The sequence below is a fragment of the Haladaptatus salinisoli genome (assembly GCF_020614375.1).
Taxonomy (GTDB): domain Archaea; phylum Halobacteriota; class Halobacteria; order Halobacteriales; family Haladaptataceae; genus Haladaptatus; species Haladaptatus salinisoli.
On record NZ_CP085327.1, the window covers coordinates 1,267,349 to 1,287,443 of the forward strand.

Below are 20,095 nucleotides of genomic sequence, written 5' to 3' on the forward strand. Positions count from 1 at the left end.
CGAGGTCAGTCGAGTTCGTCCACCAGTTCGTCGGCCAAACCGGTGTACTCCGCGGGGGTGAGGGCGCGCAGTTCCTCGCGCACGTCCTCGTCCACGTCGAGGTCGTCGAAGAGGTCGCGGAAGTCGTCGAGCGTAACGCGCTTGCCGCGGGTCAGGTCCTTGACGCGCTCGTAGGCGTCCTCGTGGCCCTCCCGTCGCAGGATGGTTTGTACCGCCTCGCCGATTATCTCGGGCGTCGCTTCGAGTTCCTCGCGCATGACCGCCTCGTTCGGGACGACCTTGCCGAGTCCGTCCCGAGCCTTCGCGTAGCCGAGCAGGCAGTAGGCGAGCGCCGCGCCGACGTTTCGCTTGACTGTCGAGTCGGAGAGGTCGCGCTGGAGGCGCGAGGTGGTGACGTAGTCGCCGAGGAACGCGAGGTCGGAGTTGGCCTTCGAGAGGTTCCCCTCGCTGTTCTCGAAGTCGATGGGGTTCACCTTGTGCGGCATGGTCGAACTCCCCGTCTCGCTCGCCGTCGCCTCCTGACCGAGGTAGCGGTCGCTGACGTAGAGCCACGCGTCGCGGTCGAGGTCGAGCAGGACGTTGTTCGCGCCCCGGAGCGCGTCGAACAACTCGGCGAGGTCGTCGCAGGGGTTGACCTGCGTGGCGAGCGCGGTGTGTTCGAGTCCGAGGCCGGTCACGAACTCGCGGGAGAACGCCCGCCAGTCCACGTCGGGGTAGGCCGCGACGTGGGCGGCGTAGGTGCCGCTGGCTCCGGCGAGTTTACCGGAGAGGGACCCCGCGGCCCGCTCGATACGGCCGACGACCCGACCGAGGCGGGCGGCGTAGACCGCCATCTCCTTGCCGAACGTGGTCGGCGTCGCCGGTTGGCCGTGGGTTCGGGCGAGCATCGGCACGTCGCGGTACTCGCGGGCCATCCCGGCGAGGTCGTCGCGGACGGCGGCGAGTTCCGGGAGCAGGACCTCCCCCACCGCGGGCTTGACCAGCAGTCGGTGCGCGAGATTGTTCACGTCCTCGCTCGTCAGCGCGAAGTGGACCCACGAGGAGAGGTCGTCGAGGCGGTCGGGAAGCGAGTGACGGACGAAGTACTCGACGGCCTTCACGTCGTGGTTCGTCGCGGGGTGGCCGGCGTAGCCCTCGGTTTCGAGCGCCTTGACGACGGCGGCGGCGTCCTCGTCGAATGCCTCGTAAAGGTCGCGCAGCGCGTCGCGGTCGTCGGACGAAATCTCGAACGGCGTCGCGTCGAGGTCGGCCAGCGCCACGAGGTACTCCACTTCGACTCGCACGCGGGCGCGCATGAGCGCGGCCTCGCTCGCGTACTCGCGGAGGGGCGCGGTGCGACCGGCGTAGCGCCCGTCCAGCGGCGAGACGGCGTACAGGGAATCCATACGTGTGCCTGCCGGGCCGTTCGGCAAAAGCGTGTCGGTACGGTGACGCACGGACGTGCATATAAAACGCGTAGATTGGAGATATTAGACCGTAGATGGGCACGAATTTGCATACATCTCGGCGCTCGACCGCAACTACTTTCCCCGCCCCGCCCGGTCTTCCGACCATGACACGGATTGCGGGCATGGCCGGGAACCGCGGTCGAAACCTCCTGAACGTCGACGACCTCGCGCCGGGCGGGGCCGAGTTGGCGGTCGTGTTGACGAACGACGCGAACGCGCCGGCGCTGGAGAAGGCGGCGGAGCGCGGGATTCCGACCGAGGTGGTCGAACTGGGCGACGACGAATCGCGGCGGGACCACGAGGAGAGGGTGCTCGACGCGCTCTCGGGGTACGACTTCGACCTCGTCTGCCTCGACGGGTACATGCGAATCCTCACGGGCGAATTTCTGGACGAGGTGCCCGCGACGCTGAACGTCCACCCGTCCCTGCTCCCGTCGTTCCCCGGCGCGGACGCGTGGGGCGACGCCCTCGACGCCGGCGTGAGCGTGACCGGCTGTACGGTGCACGTCGTTACGGACGCGACGGACGAGGCGGGCGAAGTGGACCCCGAAAGGGTGGACAGCGGGCCGATAGTCACGCAGGAACCGATTCCCGTTTACGAGGACGACACGAAGGAGACCCTGAAAGAGCGCGTGCTCTACCGGGGCGAGTTCAAAGCCTACCCACGCGCGGTGCGGTGGTTCGCCGAGGGGAAGGTCGAGGTCGATTACGATGCGAACCGCGTTCTCGTCGAGGGCGACGAGGACGGCGCGCTCCCGACGCGCCGGGTCGAAACCGCGGACCGCGCGGCCGACCTCCGGTACGGCGAGAACCCCCATCAGGACGCCGCGCTCTACGCCGACGCCGCCTGCGAGGAGGCGAGCGTCGTCCGCGCGGCGCAGTTGAACGAGGGCGCGAAGGCGCTGTCGTACAACAACTACAACGACGCCGACGCCGCGCTGAACCTCGTCAAGGAGTTCGACCGCCCGGCGTGCGGGGTCATCAAGCACACCAACCCCGCCGGCTGTGCGACCGCCGACTCGCTCGCCGAGGCCTACGACCGCGCGCTCTCGACCGACGCGAAGAGCGCGTTCGGCGGCATCGTCGCCCTCAACGGGGAGTGCGACGGGGCGACCGCCGAGCGCATCGCGGACTCGTTCAAGGAGGTCGTCGTCGCGCCCGGATACACCGACGACGCGCTCTCGACCCTCCGCGAGAAGGAGAACCTCCGAGTCCTGGCCGTGGGCGAACTCGGCGAGGTCACCGAAACCCACACCGAAAAGGACCTCGTCGGCGGTCGTCTCGTGCAGGAGCGCGACCTGCAGGCCCCGACCCGCGACGACCTCGAAGTCGTCACCGAGCGCGAACCGACCGAGGAACAACTCGACTCGCTGCTCTTCGCGTGGCGAACCGTCAAGCACGTCAAGTCGAACGCCATTCTCTTCGCGACGGGCACCGAGACGGTCGGCGTCGGCGCGGGGCAGGTCAGCCGCGTGGACGCGGTCGAGATAGCGAAGACGAAAGCCGAGCGCGACGCCGAGGGCAAGGACGCCGACGGCGCGGTGATGGCCAGCGACGCCTTCTTCCCCTTCCCGGACGCTATCGAGGCGGCCGCCGAGGCCGGAATCGAGGCGGTCGTCCAGCCCGGCGGGTCGGTCAACGACGACGACGTCATCGAGGCCGCCGACGAGCACGGGATGGCGATGGTGTTCACGGGGAGTCGGTGCTTTAGGCACGACTGAAGCCGGCGAGTTGCAGCGCCCGAAGGGCGACCGTTCCGCGCGGTTTCCGCCGCGACCGAGCGAAGGAGCGTTCCTCGACAGAAAGCTTATCGCCCGAACGGCCGACTATCTCCCATGAATTTGCGAGCGGAACACGGCGTCTATCTGGCGGTCTGGCTCGTCGTCGTGGCCTTCCTCGCGATGTTCTTCTACATGGGGCCGTTCGGCTGGATCATCGGGATACTCGTCCTCCTCGCAGTCCTCGAACTGTCCGACCTGAGCGGCTTCTTTCGGGGGGCGCCGTCGGAGCCGAAGCGCAGCTGTCCCGAGTGCGGCGCTCGAAACCCCGCCGACCGAACCGACTGCCACTACTGCGGCGAAGAGCTGACCGACGCGGCGTAGCGACGCCATCGCCGCCTCGCCGACTCGTCTCCTACCGTTTCCCGACGAACTCCGCCACCGCCCGGAGAACTCGTCGGATTCTTCCGGCGTGATGCAGCGTCCGCTCTCCTCGAACAGTTCGAACTCGGCGTTCGGGACGCGGTCCGCGACGTCTTTCACGGCGGCGACGGTTCGCCACTTCTCGTCCGCGCCGGCGCGGACGAGCGTCGGAACGTCGATGTCGGGGAGCGCGTCGCGGTAGTCGCGCGCCGCGTAATCGAGGAGGATCGCGCTCGCTATCGGCGGCGGAGTGCGGGAGAGTTCGTCGAGCGCGAGGGTTCTCGTCTCGTCCGACGGCGGTTCCTTGAACGCCGCCCCGACGAGTCGTTCGATGAACGCCGGACGGTCGGTCTGCACCGGTTCGAGGGTGCCGGCGAGGCGTTCCAAATCGCCGCTCCGGTAGTCCAGCGCGACCGTCCGGAAGTCGTCCGAGAGGTCCGCCACCTGCGGCGCGAAGAATCGAATCCCGATCGTCACCCCCGGCAGGAACACTATCGGCGTTCCCTCCCCCGCCTCCGCGAAGTAGAGTTCCGCCCCGTCGCACCGTTCGGAGGCCGTCGCGACCCGGTCGACGCGCGGGGGCAAAATCGTCGCGGCCGAGCGGACCGGACACGATTAAAGTACGCTCGCTCCCAACACCCGGACGATGGGACTGCTCGGTGACTCCAAAATCAAGGCCCTGTTCGCGGGACTGGTGCTCTCGCTCGTCCTGCTCGTCGGCATCGCCGCGCTCGGACTGCTCGCGGCGCTCTCGGCGCTCGGCAACCCCGGGGCCGCCGGCACGCCGATGCTGCTCGTCGCCCTCGACGCCGCCGCGCCGTACATCGTGGCGTTCCTGCTGGACGGTCTGGTCGCGGGACTGCTGTTCGTCGCGCTGACGGTCGCCGCGGCCCGGCGCGTGTCGATGCCGCGGGACGACCGACTCGCGCGACTCGTCCGACGGGCCGAGCGACTGCACCCCAAAGCCGATTCGCTCGGCCTGTCGAAGCGGGTCGAGCCGACGAGCGAGGACCGGATGGACGAGTTGAAACGAAAGTACGTGGAGGACGAGATTACCGAAGCCGAGTTCGAGCGCCGGATGAAGCGGCTGATGGACGGATCGATGGACGGATCCGACGACCAGCGAGCGCGGCGAGAGCGCGGGCGGGCGGAGCGCGAATTCGAGCGATAACGCCGAACCCGCTCCGTCCGGCGTCTGAGTTCGACAATCTAAAGCGCCCGGCATCTGTCGTCACAGGTATGGACTACCACGAGGCGGCGAACTTTCTTTTCGACCTGCGGCGGTTCCGCCCGAAGCCGGGAACGGAGTCCACCGCGGACCTCCTCGCGCACCTCGGCGACCCCCACGACGGCGTCCGGTTCGTACAGGTAGCCGGGTCGAACGGGAAGGGAAGCACGGCTCGAATGACCGAGCAGGCGCTCCGCGAAGCGGGACTGTCCGTCGGACTCTACACGTCGCCGCACTTCGACGACGTGCGCGAGCGCGTCACGGTCGACGGGCGGAAGATACCGAAGTCCGCGGTGGCCGAGTTCGTGGACTCGGTGTACGACTACGCGACCGACCGGGCGGCGGACGGCGACTCCCCGACGTTCTTCGAGGGGATGACCGCGATGGCGCTCTGGTACTTCGGGCGCGAGGACGTGGACGTGGCCGTCCTCGAGGTCGGTATCGGCGGGCGCTACGACGCGACGAGCGTGGTCGACCCGATCGCCGCGGCGGTGACCAGCGTGACGCTCGAGCACACCGGCATCATCGGCGAGACGATAGAGGAGATCGCCCGCGACAAGGCGCACGTCGCGCCCGCCGACGCGCCGTTGGTCACCGGAACGTCGGGCGACGCCCTCGACGCGGTCCGGGAGCAGGCCGGAGACGTCGTCGTGGTGGGCGACTCGGGCGACGTGCGGGCCGCCTACGAGGGGCGGACGAACCACACGGAGGCCGCGATTACGCTGTCGGGTGCCGACTGGGAGGTCGAGACGGCCATCCCGCTGCTCGGCGAGTACCAGGCCCGGAACGCGGGGATCGCGGCGACGCTCGCCCGGCAGGTCGCCGACGTGGACGAAGCCGCGCTCGCGCGCGGCCTCCGGAAGGGGTTCTGGCCGGGGCGGTTCGAAGTGATGGGAACCGACCCCGTCGTGGTGCTCGACGGGGCGCACAACCCCGGCGCGTGCGAGGCGCTCGCGGACACGCTCGGCGAGTTCGACTACGACGAGTTCCACCTCGTCTTCGGCGCGATGCACGACAAGGACGTGCGGGGCATGGCCGACGCGCTCCCGACGCCGAACCGCGTCGTCGCGTGCCACCCGAACGTCGACCGGGCGGAGGACGAGGAGGTCGTCGCGCGGGTGTTCGAGGAGCGCGCCGACGACGTCGAGCGCATCGGGTCGGTCGAGAGCGCGGTCTCCGACGCCCTCGCCGAGGCGGGCCCGAACGACCTCGTGCTCGTCACCGGGTCGCTGTTCGCGGTGGCCGAGGCGCGGTCGCGGTGGACGCGCGACGAGATTCCGAAGCGAATCGGGGATCTGGACGAGGCGCGAAAGGCGCTGGAAGGGGCGGACGTCGCTCCTCCCGGCGTCTGGCGGATGCGCGGAGAGGCCGTCCACCGGGTGCTGAAGACGCGGGTGCAGACCAGGCAGGCCCGGTACGTCAAAGAGGAGATGCTCAGCCTCGGCGGCGAGTGCGCCCGGTCGGGGCTGAGCGACCGGGACGACGAGAATATCGACGTGCTGCTGATGGGGACCCTGGCGCAGTTCGAGCGCCTCGCCGACGAACTCGAGGGGGGTCCCTACGGCCTGTCGGAGTTCGCGGACGAACTCCGGAACGCCCTCGGCATCCGGCGGACGCGGGACGGGCGGGGCTACCCGTGGGAAGGGCGGACGGCGGTGATGGGCATCCTCAACGTCACGCCGGACAGCTTCCACGACGGCGGGGAGTACGAGGCCCGCGAGGACGCCGTCGAGCGCGCGACCGAGATGGTCGAGGCGGGCGCGGATATCGTCGATATCGGCGGCGAGAGCACGCGCCCCGGCGCGGACGAAGTTCCGGTGGAGACGGAGATAGAGCGCGTCGTCCCGGTCGTAGAGGAGATTCGCGACCTCGACGCGATGCTCTCGGTGGACACGCGGAAGGCGGCGGTCGCCCGCGCCGCGCTCGAAGCGGGCGCGGACATCGTCAACGACGTGTCGGGACTCGAAGACCCCGAGATGCGCTTCGTCGCCGCCGAGTACGACGCCCCGCTCGTGGTGATGCACAGCCTCGACGCGCCCGTGGTTCCGGGGCGGTCGGTCGAGTACGACGACGTGGTCGAGGACGTCATCGCGGAGTTGGAAGAGCGCGTCCTGCTCGCGGAGAAGGCGGGCCTCGACAGAAGTCGGATAATCGTCGACCCCGGACTCGGCTTCGCGAAGACGCCCGCCGAGAGCTTCGCGTTGCTCGGCAGGACGGGCGAGTTGCGCGCGCTCGGCTGTCCCGTCCTCGTCGGCCACTCGCACAAGTCGATGTTCGCCTCGGTGAGCGGGGACGACCGAACCGCCGCGACGGTCGCCGGGACGACCATCGCCGCGGAGCGGGGGGCTGACATCGTCCGCGTCCACGACGTCGAGGAGAACGTCGCCGCGGTTCGGGCGGTGGCGGCGGCCGAAGCGCCCCAAGAGTTCGACGAACCATAAGCTGATATGTGCCCGCCGTGACCGGCGGGCATGGACGTTCGACCGCTCGAACTGGACGACCTCTACGACGTTCGGCGCGTTTCCGACTGCTCGCTTTCCCCGGACGGCGACCGCGTCGCCTTCGTCGTGACGGAAGCGGACGAGGACGCCGACGAGAACCATCGGTCGCTGTTCGTCGTTCCGACGGACGGCGGCGACGACCCGCATCGACTCACGCGCCTCCCCGGCGTCGGATCGCCGAAGTGGTCGCCGGACGGCTCGAAACTCGGATTCGTCGCGAGCCGCGAGCGCGACGTATCGCTCCGGGCCGGACGCGAAGGCGACGCGCCCGACGGCGATGAGCCGAAATCGCAGGTGTGGGCGTTCGACCTCGACCGCGGCGGCGACGCCCGCCAGGTCACCGACCGCGAGGAGGGCGTCCGCGAGTTCGACTGGGGACCGGACGGCGATCGCATCGTCGTCTCGGCGCGCGACCCGACCGAGGAGCAGCGGGAGTATCTGGACGCCCGCCGGGAGGAGGACGCGCCGGTTGAAACCGAGCGCCTGCAGCACAAGGCCGACGGACAGGGATGGCTCGACGACGTGGCGACCTACCTGTTCGTGGTCGACGTGGAAACCCGGGAGGAACGCCGACTGGACGACGCCTACGGCGGCGGGGCGCGCGAACCGATGACCGGCCTGCAACCGGCGTGGGGGCCGGAGCGAATCGCGTTCGTCTCCAATCGCACCGAGCGCCCGGACGATTCGAGCGCGATGGACGCGTACACCATCGCGCCCGACGGGAGCGACCTTCGCCGGGTGACCGACGGGGAACTGATGTGTTCGCAACTCCGCTGGAGTCCGGACGGTCGGAAGCTGTCGTTCGTCGGAAGCGAGTCGACGAACTGGTACGTGCCGAGTCAGGTGTTCGTCGCCGACGTCGAGGGGTATCGCTCCGTCTCCGCGTCGCTCGACCGAACCGTGTCGCGGGGCGGCGCGCCGACGTGGACGGACGACGAGACGCTCCTCTGTTCGGTCGGCGACGGCGGGCGGACGCGACTCGTTCGGCTCGACGCCGCCCGCGACGCGCCGGAGCGCGCGTTCGACCGACAGGGCGAGTACCGGACGATACGGTCGTTCGACGCCGCGGGATCGACCGTCGCGCTCTGTCTCACCAGCCCGGACGAACCCGCCGACGTGTACGCCGTGCCCCTCGAAAGCATCGACGAGGGGGACGAACCGACGCGACTCACGTCGATGAACGCCGACCTCGTCGACGCCGTCGAGACGCCGCGGTGCGAGCGCGTCACCTTCGAGAACGGCGACGGCGACACCGTGGAAGCCATCGCGTACCTGCCGTCGGAGTTCGACCCCGACGATCCCGACCCGCGCCCGCTCATCGCCGCGATACACGGCGGACCGATGGCTTACGACGCGCCGGGGTTCGGCTTCGACGACTGCTACTGGACGGGCGAGGGGTACGTCGTCCTCCGGGTCAACTACCGGGGGAGCACGTCGTACGGACGGGATTTCAGCGAGGTCATCCGCGGCGAGTGGGGACCGCGCGAGAGCGACGACGTCATCTCGGGCGTCGAGTGGGCCGTCCGTCGCGGCTGGGCGGACGAAGACCGGCTCTTCGTCACCGGCCTCTCGCAGGGCGGCGTCAACACCGTCCACATCATCGCGCGGACCGATACGTTCGCGGCCGCCGCCCCCGAACACGGCATCTATGACTTCTACTCGCTGTTCGGGACGGGCGACTTACACCACTGGTACGAAAACGACGTCGGCCTACCGTGGGAGGAACTCGCCGCCTACCGCGCCATGTCGAGCATCACCGAAGTCGGGGAGATAGACACCCCGACGCTCGTGACCGCCGGGGAGAACGATTGGCGCTGTCCGCCAGCGCAGGCGGAGCAGCTCTACGTCAGCCTGAAAAAACGGGGCGTTCCGTCGAAGCTCGTCGTCTATCCGAACGAACACCACGACATCGGCGCGCCGGAACGCACCCGACACCGCCTGCGGACGCTCACCGACTGGTTCGAGCGCCACGACCCCGCTCGCGACTGATCGGCGTCGTCGGGGGCCCGCTCGACGCCTCACCCGGCTTCCGCTTCCTCGCCGCGGAACGGTTTCAGTTGCTCCGCCTCCGTGAACGCGTACCGCCCCACCAACAGCGTGCTGGCCATGCTGGTCAGTCCGCCCGCCGCGAACAACATCGCCATGATGACGAACTGGTATTCGGCCGCGTAGATGGGGTTCGCGCCCGCGAGAATCATCCCCGACATCATGCCGGGGATGTACACCAGTCCGAGACTCTTCAGCGAATCCACCATCGGGATGAGCGAGGCGCGCACGCTCGTCGTCACGTAATCGGAGATCACCTTCCCCGGGGGTGCGCCCAGCGCGAGGACGGCCTCGATCTCCGAACGGTTGGACTCCACCTCGCCCTTGAACCGATCGAGCGCCAGCGAGTTCGTCTTCATCGCGTTGGCGATGACCATCCCGCCCACCGGAATCAGGTTCCTGACGGTCGCCTCGATAGCCCCCGCGGCGACCATCGCGACGATGACGAGGCCGGCACCGAACGCGATTCCGAGGAGCGAAACGCGGAGAACGCCGGGAACGCCCTCGCCGCGATCCTTCGAGATCCAGGCGGCGATTCCGATCATCGCGACGAGCACGAGACCGCTCCACGCGAGGTCGACCGAAAAGAGGATCCCGATGACCGACCCCATCGCGACGACCTGGACGAATCCCCGGACGAACGCCCGCCCGAGTTCCGTTTCGAGGTCGAGGTTTCGCAGATAGGAGACGCCGAGGACGACGGCCGCCAGCGCGGACGCGACGGCGATCTGAACGAGTCCCTTCGCCACCGCCGGATCCCTGAACTGGTCGAGAAACGTCACGCTAGCACCTCCGAGACGCGACCGACGGACGTCAGTCCGCCGTCTTCGAGCAGCGCCACGCGGTCGGCGAGACGGCGCGCTTGCGACGTGTCGTGGGTCACGAGAACCGTCGCGAGTCCGGTCTCGGCGATGAGTTCTTCGAGGAGCGTTTCGACCCGCGACTCCGACGCCGAATCGAGGCTGGCGGTCGGTTCGTCGAGCAGGAGCACTTCGGGATCGTTGAAAACCGTCCGGGCGACGGCGACCCGCTGGGTCTCGCCGCCGGAGAGATCCTCGACGTTCCGCTCCGCGTATCCCCCGAGATCCATCCGCTTCAGGAGGTCTTCGACGGCGTCGTCCGCGAACGGTTCGTCGCGCAGACGGGGGCCGACCGTCACGTTCTCGAAGACCGTCCCGTCGCGAAGGGCGGGCCGTTGCGGGACGTACCCGACCGCGCGGCGAAGCTCCCGCGGGGGGAGGGTGCGGTAGTCCTCTCCGTCGAGGAACACGGTTCCCTCCGTCGGTTCGTCGAGCCGATTCAGCAGTCGGAGCAGCGACGATTTCCCCGCGCCCGAGGAGCCGAGGATCGCGAGAACCTCCCCGTCGGCGACGCCGAAGGAGACGGCGTCGACTATTCGAACCCCGTCGACGATGCGGGTGAGGTCTTCGGCTTCGAGTTTCGCGTCCATGGTGTGTCGTGCCTTCGTCCGGAAGGTTCTTTAGATGCGCTCCTACGTTCGGTCGGGAGTCGGCGACCGGCGAATCTCAGAAGAAGCCGAACGAGTCCCGAACGTCCCGATAGCAGTCGAGATACCGCTCCAGCACGGACCGGTGGTCGTACCGCGCGAACTCCTCGTTCTCCGTCATCTGCGGGAGGTCGGCGGCCGACCGGAGCGCGTCGGTGAGTTCCTGCTCGCTCGTCGTCCGGAACGTTCGCTCCTCGCGTTCGACCAGTTCGTGGGCGCTCGATTCGACGTGGTACTCCACGACCCCCGCACAGCCGCAGGCCAGCGCGCGCAGGAGGTCGGTGGGGAACGCCTCCCGTCGGGCGGTCTGGACGTAGACGTGCGCGCCGCGGAACACGGGAATGCGTTTTTCGACGGGTTGGGTCCCCGTGAACTCCACCCGGTCGTCGATGCGGAGGTCGGCGGCCTGTCGCTCGTATCGGTCGCGCTCGGGCCCGTCTCCGACGACGACCGCGTGCCAGCCCTTGTCCCGGAGTTCGGCCAGCGCGAGCAGGAGGCTCTCCAGATTGGCGTCCTCGTCGAGGCGGCGCGAGTAGACGATGTCGGCCCCCTCGACCACCCGCGCGTCTCGGACGGCGTCCACGTCGATGCCGTTCGGAATCACGCGCACGTCGTCGGCGCTCGCGCCCAGTTCCCGGACGCGCGTCTTCACGGTCTCCGAGGGCGCGATGACCTCGTCCGGCACGCGCGCGGCCATCCGGAGGCTCTTCGAGGCGGTCACCGCGGCCGCGGGCGGCGGTTCGTACCAGTCCACGACGAGGGGTGCGCGCGCGAGTTTGCTCGCCGTCTTCGCCGCCAGCACGTGTTTCGGCACCGCCGCGGCGTGGATAACGTCCGGTTTCGCGCGGCGGAGCGCGCCGGGGAGCGAGAGCGCGAACCGTCCCGACGGGACTTCGCCGGGCGGTTCGGTCGTCACCGCGCGGTACGTCACGCCCTCCCGTTCGAACGTCTCGTGGTCGCCGTCCCACCACGGGGCGCAGAAGACGAGCGCGTCGTGGCCGCGACCGGCGAGGAGTTCCGCGGTGCGCCGAAGCCGGCGCGTTGCTCCCGTCTCTTCGTGTTGAGCCGTCTCCTCCGCGACGAACGCGACGCGCATACGCACCGCCACGAAACGCGAAAGTAAAAGTCTTCTTTCATACGGTTCGCGCCGCGAACGGCCGCCCCGTCACTGGAACCATCGACTGTCGCCGAACCCCAGCGCGAGGTCGGGCGTCGAATCCTGAAACCGTCGCTGCCAGCAGCGGTGGTCGTAGAAGTGCGTCATCGCGGTCATCCCGAACAGACCGAGGACGAACACCGCGAGCTGGAACCCGGAGAACGGAACGAGGTTCAGCCATCCGAGGGCGACCAACAGCCCGCCGACCCCCGAGAGGGCGAGATACAGCTCGTGCCACGGAATCGTCGTTTGCGAGTCCGTGGCGAGGTACAGTTCGAAATCCTCCGCGCCGTCGGTGAACGACACCTCCTTCGATTCGCGGTCGTACGAGACGATGCCGATGCTCTCCAACTTCGGGAGGTGCGTCTGATACAGCGCGCTGTACACCGATTTGCGTTGTTCCGGCGTGACGTCCTCGACGTCCGTGTTGTTCTCCCACGCCGCGATTTGTTCGGCGAGTTCCCCCAGTTCGACGGGTTGGCGCTCCCTGTTGACGTGGTACAGTACGTACCGACGGCGCAGGTTCTTCACCGCGTCGTACACCTCCTGCTCCGAAAACGAACGCGGCCGTGTCTGTTCGGACGACGGCGTCCGGTCGTGTGTCTCTTGCGTTGTCGTGTTCATTCCTCCACCCCGGTTACCGTCCGCACGCCGAGAAGCCGCTTAAACCGACGACTCCGTTCAGTTCGTATCGACCGATGTCGCCGTCGCGTGAACGGTCGTCCGGCCACGCAAATCCGAAATTGAACCGTTTTTCCGAGGACACGATACCCTCGGCCTTCGCCGCCGCCGGTCCGTCCGGCGTCCCGTCGGTCGTCGCGCTCTCGCGGGGGAATCCCGAACCGGACGAACTCGTCCCGTAGCGAACGGACCCGTCGTCATCCGGCGAAAGAGGAGACGGAGCGCGCGCTCGTTAGGTGTCGGATACCCAACGGTAACGAGAGCTAGAGGGACGAACGAGAACGTTATCGGCCGGATTCCTCGGACGCTTTTCGGAGATACGTGATCTCGACCATCACGTCCGGACCGTCGTCGAGCGAGCGACGGAACGTCCACGAACGGTCGAATCCGATACCGTTTCGGGCGCTCACCTCGACGAGTTCGGCGAGACGCTTCTCGAACTCGTCCAACGAGAGCAGTTCCGGTTCGCCGGTCACGGACCTAGCACCCGGCGTCATCGGAGGGGAGTCGCCGATTGCCGTCGAACACCTGCACCGTCCCGGTGGTATCGACGCGCACCGTACAGCCGTGAAACGGGAACTGTACCTTCCCGATACCGGCCATCCCGTCCGTGTCGAACGAGTGGATGAGGGCTTCGAGCGCGTCGCAATCGACCGTCTCCTGAAGCGGCGGCATCTCTTCCATCGGCGTATCGGTCACGCGGGATATCGCCTCGCTGATGGTGATGACGATACTGTCCGCCTGCTCCCTGTCGAACGAGAACTGATGTATCAACTCCGAATCAGTGTTCAAATCATGAGATGTAACTTCAATAGTATATCACTCCTCGTGGTTCAAATCAAGGTATCGGTTCTTCAAAGTCTGTGGCTTCGCATCTCCATTCTTTAAATGATGTGAGAGGTAATCAATCATACCTTTTTCGGCGCGGCGAAACGTCGCTCGCTACCGCTTGCCAAAGCACTTTCACGTCCGAATCGAAACGGGAGCACGATGGCGTACGATTTCGAGCGGTACCTGAACGTCCGAAGCGCGTCCGGCGGCTCGTTCGGCCCGGACGGCGAGCGGCTGAGTTTTCTGCTGGACGCGACGGGCGTTCCGCAGGTGTGGCGACTGGACGAACCGGGTGCGTGGCCCGATCAACTCACGTTCTACGGCGAGCGAGTCACCTTCGCGTCGTGGTCGCCCGAACGGGACGAACTCGTCTTCGGGATGGACGAGGGCGGCAACGAGCGCCAGCAGCTCTTCAGGCTCGACGGCGACGGCGAGACCATCACGCCCCTCACGGGGACGCCGGACGCGAAGCACCGCTGGGGCGGGTGGAACTCGGACGGGTCGCGGTTCGCGTTCGCGTCCAACCGTCGGGACCGAGCCGTCTTCGACGTGTACGTCCAGGGGCGCGACGGGACCGGGAACGACGCCGAACTGGTGCACGAGGGGGACGGCTGGCTCTCGGTCGCCGGGTGGAGTCCCGACGACGACCGCCTCGCGGTGGTCGAATCGCACTCCTCGTTCGACCAGGACCTCCACGTCCTCGATATCGAATCGGGGGACGCCGAACACCTCACCCCGCACGAGGGGAACGTTCGATACCGGAGCGTCAACTGGGGCCCCGACGGCGAAGCCCTCTACCTCGTCACGGACGAGGGGAGCGACACGACCTACCTCGCGCGTCTCGACCTCGGTTCGGGCGACGTCGAAGTCGTCGAGGAGGGCGGCGACTGGAACGTCGACGGCGTCGCGCTCGACGAGGATTCGGGGCGGCTCGTCTACTCGCGCAACGAGGACGGCTACACCGAACTCACGGTCGGCGAGTTGACCGGCGAGACGACCATCCGCGAGTTCCCGACGCCGAACCTCCCGCGCGGCGTCGCGGGCGGCGTGAGCTTCGACCCCGACGCGGAGCGGTTCGCCATCACCGTCACCGGGAGCGCGACCAATACGAACGTCTACGTGGTCGAAGTCGAGACGGGCGACGCCGAACGCTGGACGGACGCCTCGACCGCCGGAATCCCGCCCGAGACGTTCGTCCGCCCGAAACTCGTCCACTTCGAGAGTTTCGACGACCGGCGGCTACCGGCGTTCTTCTCGGTGCCTGCGGACGCGACGCCGGGCGAGACGCCCGTCATCGTGGACATCCACGGCGGACCGGAGTCCCAGCGCAGGCCGTCGTTCAGCCCGACCAAACAGTACTTCCTGAACCGCGGCTACGCCGTCTTCGAACCGAACGTCCGCGGGTCGTCCGGCTACGGCAAGGCGTACGCCCACCTGGACGACGTGGAAAAGCGGATGGACTCGGTCGCCGACGTCGAGGCGGGCGTGAAGTGGCTCCGCGACCAGCGCGTCGTCGACCCCGACCGAATCGTCGCCATGGGCGGTTCCTACGGCGGATTTATGGTGCTCGCGGCGCTGACCGAGTATCCCGACCTCTGGGCCGCCGGGGTGGACATCGTCGGCATCGCCAACTTCGTCACCTTCTTGGAGAACACGGGCGACTGGCGGCGCGAATTGCGGGAGGCCGAGTACGGGTCGCTCGAAGACGACCGGGAGTTCCTCGAATCGGTCAGTCCCGTCAACAACATCCGAAACATCGAGGCCCCCCTGCTCGTCCTCCACGGCGAGAACGACCCCCGCGTCCCGGTCGGTGAGGCGGAGCAGATAGCCGACGAGGCCGCCGCGCAGGGCGTCCCGGTCGAGAAGCAGGTCTTCCCGGACGAGGGCCACGGCTTCTCGAAGTTGGAGAACCGCATCGAGGCGTACACGACGATAGCCGAGTTCCTGGACGAACACGTCTGAGACGGGGTGTTCGCCGCCGTTCTCGACGGCCGAGGTTTATGACGTCGTGTTCTCGCCCGTTTTCGTATTAGTAATTCCATGCGTTTTCTCGTCCTCGTCGATCCGTGACTTCTGCCGCTCGTCGGCGCGTCGGCGATGTCGAACGCGCTCGTCGAACTCACGGAGTCGAACCTCTATCCGCGGAACGTCGGTCGGGCGAACGAACTGCTCTCGACCCACCCGTCCGTCTTGCGTCGATTCGGCTGAATTCGGCCCGGTACCGCGGCGACTGGCGATGACTGACGACGACCGACGACGGCGAACTACAGCGCCTTCTCGTACACGCACTCGCGGACGCCGAACCCCTCCGCCTCGCGTTCCTCGACGCGCTCGAACCCGCGGGAGTCGTAGAACGCGACGCCGACTTCGTTGTCGGCGAAGACGCTCAATCGGAGTCGTTCGACGCCCCTGTCGCGCAGGCGTCGTTCCGCGCGCTCCAGCAATCGGGTGCCGAGACCGGTTCCCCACTCGCTCGGGACGACGTAGATGCGGACGAGCAGCGCGACGTTCGCCTCGTCCGGAATCGGCGCGACGTGAACGAAGCCGACGATTTCGGCGCGTTCGGCGACGAGGAAGTCGTGGTCGGGGTCGGCCGCGCTCTCGCGGAGACCGTCGGGGTCGTACCACTCGTCGACGGTTTCGTCCACGGCGTTCGCCCCGAGGATGTCGTCGTACGCGGCGTGCCACGACTCGCGGGCGACTCGGCGGACGGTCGCCGCGTCCGCGGGGTTCGCGGCGCGGATGGTAGCGTCGGCCATACGACCGAACGGACGACCACCGTAAAAAGCGTTGCTGAGGTGCGACGGCGGGGGTTCGGGTCGCCCGCGGGCCCTCGTCCGAACTTGTCAAAGAGCAGAAAACACATATAGGTGGCGAGTAAATTCCGGGCATGGCCGCCATCCAAACGAAGTCCCTGACCAAGCGATTCGGCGACGTGGTCGCGGTTCGCGACCTGACCTTCACCGTCGAGGAGGGCGAGGTGTTCGGTTTCCTCGGCCCGAACGGCGCGGGCAAGTCCACGACAATCAATATGCTGTTGGATTTCATGCGCCCGAGCGGGGGAACGGCGACGGTTCTCGGCCGCGACGCGCAGCGGGAGTCGCGACTCATCCGCGACCGCATCGGCATCCTCCCGGAGGGGTACGACCTCTACGGTCGGTTGTCCGGATTGGAACACCTCGAATTCGCCATCGACGCGAAGGACGCGGACGACGACCCGGCGGCGCTGATAGACCGGGTCGGCCTCTCGGCGGAGGACGCCGACCGAAAGGTCGGCGGTTACTCCAAGGGGATGACCCAACGCCTCGCGCTGGCGTCCGCGTTGGTCGGCGACCCCGACCTCCTCATCCTCGACGAACCCTCCTCCGGCCTCGACCCGCACGGGATGGCCGAGATGCGCGAAATCATCCGCGGCGAGGCCGAGCGGGGAACCGCCGTGTTCTTCTCCAGTCACATCCTCTCGGAGGTCGAGGCGGTTTGCGACCGCGTCGGCATCATGAACGAGGGTGAACTGGTCGCCGAGAACACGGTCGAGGGACTCCGCGAGGTGGCCGGCGCGGGGTCGCAGTTGCTCCTCGACGTCGAGCGCGTCCCGAGCGGTCTCGACCTGACGAGCATCGCCGGGGTCTCCGGCGTCGCGGTCGAGGATTCGACGCTTCGGGTGTCGTTCACCGACCCGGGGGCGAAGGCGCGAGTCGTCAAGCGCGTCGACGCCGCGGCGAGCATAACCGACATCGAGTCGGAGGAGGCGTCGCTCGAAGAGCTGTTTGCCTCTTACACGACGGACGACGAACCGGCGGACGGAGCGACCGAAGCCCCCCCGGAGGTGTCGGCATGAGTTGGCGCTCGGTGGCGAAGAAGGATTTCGTCGACTCCCGACGTTCGAAGGGCCTGTGGGCGCTCGTCTCCCTGTACGTGGTGGTGTTGGCGCTCAGCGTCTACGTCGCCCCGTCGCACGTCACCATGACGAACGTCCTTCGGCTCGTCTCCATGGTCGGAATCTTCATCGTCCCCATCAGCGCGCTCGTCATCGCGTACCTCTCCATCGCCGGGGAACGCGAGTCGGGGAGCATCAAGTACCTGCTGGGGCTTCCGAACACGCGCCTCGACCTCGTCGTCGGGAAGTTCGTCGGCCGCTCCCTCGTCGTCACCGTCGGGTTAGTTCTCGCGTTCGGCGTCGCCGGTGCGCTGGGCGTGGCGCTGCTCGACTCCGTCGATTTCGTGGTGTTCGCGCAGTTCTTCCTGCTGCTGTCGTTCTTCACGGTGACGTACATCGGCATCGCGGTCGGTCTCTCGGCGGCCTGCGCGTCGCGGTCGCGCGCGATGGCGAGTTCGGTCGGCGTGTTCTTCGTCTTCAACGTGCTCTGGACGATACCGCAGATATCGCCGTCGGCGGCGCTCCGGTTCGTCGCCGAGGACACGCTCGGACTGCGCATCGGCCCGCAGCTATACGAGTTCGTCTACCTCGTCAGCCCGCCGTACGCCTTCCAACGCGCCGCCGGACTCGTCTTCACGGAAGACCCCATCTACTACTTCCGCACGCTCGGACGGGACGCGACCGTCCCGTTCTATCTCGAAGAGTGGTTCATGCTGGTCGTGCTCGGCGCGTGGCTGGTCGTCCCCCTCGCGCTCGGCTACCTGTCGTTCGAGCGCGCCGACCTCGGGTGAGCGTGCTGTAGTTTGTCAGCGTAATTTTAAATGGACGAAGCGTCAATCGGAGGCTATGGCCGCCATCCAAACGAAGTCCCTGACCAAGCGATTCGGCGACGTGGTCGCGGTTCGCGACCTCGACCTGACCGTCGAGGAGGGAGAAATCTTCGGTTTCCTCGGCCCGAACGGGTCGGGCAAATCGACGACCATCAACGTGTTGTTGGACTACGTCCGACCGACCTCCGGCAGCGCGACCGTGCTCGGCTACGACGCGCAGGCGGAAACGCAAGCGATCCACGAGCGCATCGGCATCCTTCCCGACGCGTTCGACCTCTACGAACGCCTCTCCGGGCGCAAGCACATCCAGTTCGCCATCGACTCGAAGGGCACCGACGAGGACGCGGACGACATCTTGGAGCGGGTCGGCCTCTCGGCGGAGGACGCCGCCCGCCCCGCGGGCGACTACTCCAAGGGGATGCGCCAGCGAGTCACCCTCGGGATGGCGCTCGTCGGCGATCCCGACCTCCTCATCCTCGACGAACCCTCCTCCGGCCTCGACCCGCACGGCGTCCGCGAGATGCGCGAAATCATCCGCGCGGAGGCGGACCGCGGCACCGCCGTGTTCTTCTCCAGCCACATCCTCTCGCAGGTCGAGGCGGTTTGCGACCGCGTCGGCATCATGAACAAGGGTAAACTCGTCACCGTGGACACCATCGAAGGACTGCGAGAGGCGACCGGTTCGAGCGCGACGATGGAACTCACCGTCGATTCCGTGCCCGACGTGTCGCTCACCGACATCGGCGGGGTGACGAACGTCGCGGTCGACGGCGACAAACTCTCCGTGTCGTACACGGACTCGAGCGCGAAGGCGAAGGTCATCAACCGCGTCGAGGAGGCCGGGGCGACCGTCACCGACATCACGACGAAGGAGTCCTCGCTCGAGGACCTCTTCGAAACCTACACCACCCAAGCGGACAGTCAGCGGTTCGAATCGGAGGTGGAAGCATGAGTTTGGCGGTCGTCGCGCGCAAGGACTTCGAGGACGCGGCGCGCTCGAAGATGCTCTGGGCTATCACCGCCCTGTTCGTGCTGACGACGGCGGGCGGGATGTACGCGCTCAACTTCCTGTTCGACGAGCAGTCTGCGACCGGAGCCGTCCAGTGGCTGAGCGCCCCCGCGAGTCTCGTCGTTCCGCTCGCCGCTATCGTCGTCGGCTATCTCGCCATCGCGGGCGAACGCGAGTCCGGCAGCATCAAGATTCTGCTCGGCCTCCCGCACACGCGGCGAGACGTGGTTCTCGGGAAACTCGTCGGTCGAACCGGCGTCGTCGCGGTGGCGACGGTCGTCGCGTTCGCCGTGGGTGCCGTCGTTTTGTTGGTGCAGTACGGGTCGCTCCCGCTGGTCGAGTTCGCGCTGCTCGGCCTGCTCACGTTCTTCTTCGCCATGGTGTTCGTGGGCATCGCCATCGGCTTCTCGGCGTTCACGAAGACGCGTTCCCGGGCGATGGCCGGCGCCATCGGCATCTTCTTCCTCTTCCAGTTCCTCTGGAGCTTCGTCCCGGTCGCCATCTACTACCTGCTCGAGGGGAGCATCCCGAACCCCTTCGCTGAGCCGCTTCCCGCGTGGTACTTCCTGCTCCAACTGCTCAACCCGTCGAACGCCTACGGCGCCGCGTCGGGGCTGTTCATCGACTCCGCCGGAACCCAGTCCGTCGTCGTCGGACCAAGCGGCGAGACGACCACGGGGGCCGCGCCGTCGCTGGCCGACCTCGTGCAGGGTGGAACCGTCCCGTTCTACCTCGACGAGTGGTTCTCGCTCGTCATCCTCGCCGCGTGGCTGGTCGTGCCGGTCGCGATCGGTTACTGGCGGTTCCGCGACGCCGACCTGAGCTAACGTCCCGCGACTC

19 protein-coding genes are annotated in these 20,095 nt (G+C 67.6%); 10 read left to right on the forward strand and 9 right to left on the reverse strand.

Annotated features, from left to right (window positions below; genetic code table 11):
* Positions 1-5 precede the first annotated feature (5 nt).
* Entirely contained in the window at positions 6-1,385 is a 1,380-nt protein-coding gene (gene purB, locus LIX00_RS06965; protein ID WP_227355478.1) for an adenylosuccinate lyase, read from the reverse strand.
* Positions 1,386-1,552: 167 nt separating this feature from the next.
* Between purB and purH the strand changes: the two genes are divergently transcribed.
* On the forward strand, positions 1,553-3,169 hold the full coding sequence (gene purH, locus LIX00_RS06970) for a bifunctional phosphoribosylaminoimidazolecarboxamide formyltransferase/IMP cyclohydrolase (protein ID WP_227355479.1): 1,617 nt from the start codon (positions 1,553-1,555) through the stop codon (positions 3,167-3,169).
* 105 nt (positions 3,170-3,274) lie between these two features.
* Here purH and LIX00_RS06975 read toward each other — a convergent pair whose 3' ends face one another.
* A complete protein-coding gene (locus LIX00_RS06975) occupies positions 3,275-4,174 on the reverse strand; it encodes an alpha/beta fold hydrolase (protein WP_227355480.1) in 900 nt (299 codons plus the stop codon).
* Between the two features lie 61 nt (positions 4,175-4,235).
* Between LIX00_RS06975 and LIX00_RS06980 the strand changes: the two genes are divergently transcribed.
* The 3 genes from LIX00_RS06980 (at position 4,236) to LIX00_RS06990 (ending at position 9,307) form a co-directional block, all read left to right on the forward strand.
* Positions 4,236-4,760, forward strand: a complete 525-nt coding sequence (locus LIX00_RS06980; protein ID WP_227355481.1) for an SHOCT domain-containing protein — start codon at positions 4,236-4,238, stop codon at positions 4,758-4,760.
* A gap of 68 nt (positions 4,761-4,828) precedes the next feature.
* Complete coding sequence (gene folP, locus LIX00_RS06985; RefSeq protein ID WP_227355482.1) at positions 4,829-7,258, forward strand: dihydropteroate synthase; 2,430 nt, start codon at positions 4,829-4,831, stop codon at positions 7,256-7,258.
* A 30-nt stretch (positions 7,259-7,288) separates the two neighbouring features.
* The gene (locus LIX00_RS06990) at positions 7,289-9,307 is read left to right on the forward strand and encodes a S9 family peptidase (protein ID WP_227355483.1); all 2,019 of its coding nucleotides are present in this window, start codon (positions 7,289-7,291) and stop codon (positions 9,305-9,307) included.
* 29 nt (positions 9,308-9,336) lie between these two features.
* On the opposite strand, the gene LIX00_RS06995 is transcribed toward LIX00_RS06990, so the two are convergent.
* From LIX00_RS06995 to LIX00_RS07010, 4 genes are all read right to left on the reverse strand, one after another.
* Entirely contained in the window at positions 9,337-10,146 is an 810-nt protein-coding gene (locus LIX00_RS06995) for an ABC transporter permease (protein WP_227355484.1), read from the reverse strand.
* Positions 10,143-10,814 (reverse strand): ABC transporter ATP-binding protein, encoded by a 672-nt coding sequence (locus LIX00_RS07000; protein WP_227355485.1) that lies wholly within the window; start codon positions 10,812-10,814, stop codon positions 10,143-10,145. Before LIX00_RS07000 ends, LIX00_RS06995 begins: the two co-directional genes overlap by 4 nt.
* A gap of 76 nt (positions 10,815-10,890) precedes the next feature.
* Positions 10,891-11,967 carry a glycosyltransferase gene (locus tag LIX00_RS07005; protein WP_227355486.1) on the reverse strand — a complete coding sequence of 359 codons (1,077 nt, stop codon included), beginning with the start codon at positions 11,965-11,967 and terminating at the stop codon, positions 10,891-10,893.
* 69 nt (positions 11,968-12,036) lie between these two features.
* Entirely contained in the window at positions 12,037-12,651 is a 615-nt protein-coding gene (locus LIX00_RS07010; RefSeq protein ID WP_227355487.1) for a DUF7344 domain-containing protein, read from the reverse strand.
* A 74-nt stretch (positions 12,652-12,725) separates the two neighbouring features.
* Here LIX00_RS07010 and LIX00_RS07015 point away from each other — a divergent pair, with 74 nt between their 5' ends.
* Positions 12,726-12,890 (forward strand): hypothetical protein, encoded by a 165-nt coding sequence (locus LIX00_RS07015; protein ID WP_227355488.1) that lies wholly within the window; start codon positions 12,726-12,728, stop codon positions 12,888-12,890.
* Between the two features lie 102 nt (positions 12,891-12,992).
* Here LIX00_RS07015 and LIX00_RS07020 read toward each other — a convergent pair whose 3' ends face one another.
* Together LIX00_RS07020 and LIX00_RS07025 are read right to left on the reverse strand one after the other, a co-directional pair.
* Positions 12,993-13,184 carry a hypothetical protein gene (locus LIX00_RS07020; protein WP_227355489.1) on the reverse strand — a complete coding sequence of 64 codons (192 nt, stop codon included), beginning with the start codon at positions 13,182-13,184 and terminating at the stop codon, positions 12,993-12,995.
* Between the two features lie 4 nt (positions 13,185-13,188).
* Positions 13,189-13,482, reverse strand: a complete 294-nt coding sequence (locus LIX00_RS07025; protein WP_227355490.1) for a HalOD1 output domain-containing protein — start codon at positions 13,480-13,482, stop codon at positions 13,189-13,191.
* A gap of 216 nt (positions 13,483-13,698) precedes the next feature.
* Between LIX00_RS07025 and LIX00_RS07030 the strand changes: the two genes are divergently transcribed.
* Positions 13,699-15,501 carry a S9 family peptidase gene (locus LIX00_RS07030; RefSeq protein WP_227355491.1) on the forward strand — a complete coding sequence of 601 codons (1,803 nt, stop codon included), beginning with the start codon at positions 13,699-13,701 and terminating at the stop codon, positions 15,499-15,501.
* A 302-nt stretch (positions 15,502-15,803) separates the two neighbouring features.
* Here the strand turns inward: LIX00_RS07030 and LIX00_RS07035 are convergent, their stop codons facing one another.
* The gene (locus tag LIX00_RS07035) at positions 15,804-16,298 is read right to left on the reverse strand and encodes a GNAT family N-acetyltransferase (protein ID WP_227355492.1); all 495 of its coding nucleotides are present in this window, start codon (positions 16,296-16,298) and stop codon (positions 15,804-15,806) included.
* 131 nt (positions 16,299-16,429) lie between these two features.
* Between LIX00_RS07035 and LIX00_RS07040 the strand changes: the two genes are divergently transcribed.
* The 4 genes from LIX00_RS07040 to LIX00_RS07055 are packed head-to-tail and all read left to right on the forward strand — an operon-like array spanning position 16,430 to position 20,082.
* Positions 16,430-17,377, forward strand: a complete 948-nt coding sequence (locus tag LIX00_RS07040; protein WP_227355493.1) for an ABC transporter ATP-binding protein — start codon at positions 16,430-16,432, stop codon at positions 17,375-17,377.
* The gene (locus LIX00_RS07045) at positions 17,374-18,207 is read left to right on the forward strand and encodes an ABC transporter permease subunit (RefSeq protein ID WP_227355494.1); all 834 of its coding nucleotides are present in this window, start codon (positions 17,374-17,376) and stop codon (positions 18,205-18,207) included. The genes LIX00_RS07040 and LIX00_RS07045 overlap by 4 nt, the downstream gene beginning before the upstream one ends.
* Positions 18,208-18,262: 55 nt before the next feature.
* The gene (locus LIX00_RS07050; protein ID WP_227355495.1) at positions 18,263-19,198 is read left to right on the forward strand and encodes an ABC transporter ATP-binding protein; all 936 of its coding nucleotides are present in this window, start codon (positions 18,263-18,265) and stop codon (positions 19,196-19,198) included.
* A complete protein-coding gene (locus LIX00_RS07055) occupies positions 19,195-20,082 on the forward strand; it encodes an ABC transporter permease (protein WP_227355496.1) in 888 nt (295 codons plus the stop codon). Before LIX00_RS07050 ends, LIX00_RS07055 begins: the two co-directional genes overlap by 4 nt.
* Positions 20,083-20,095: the final 13 nt, after the last annotated feature.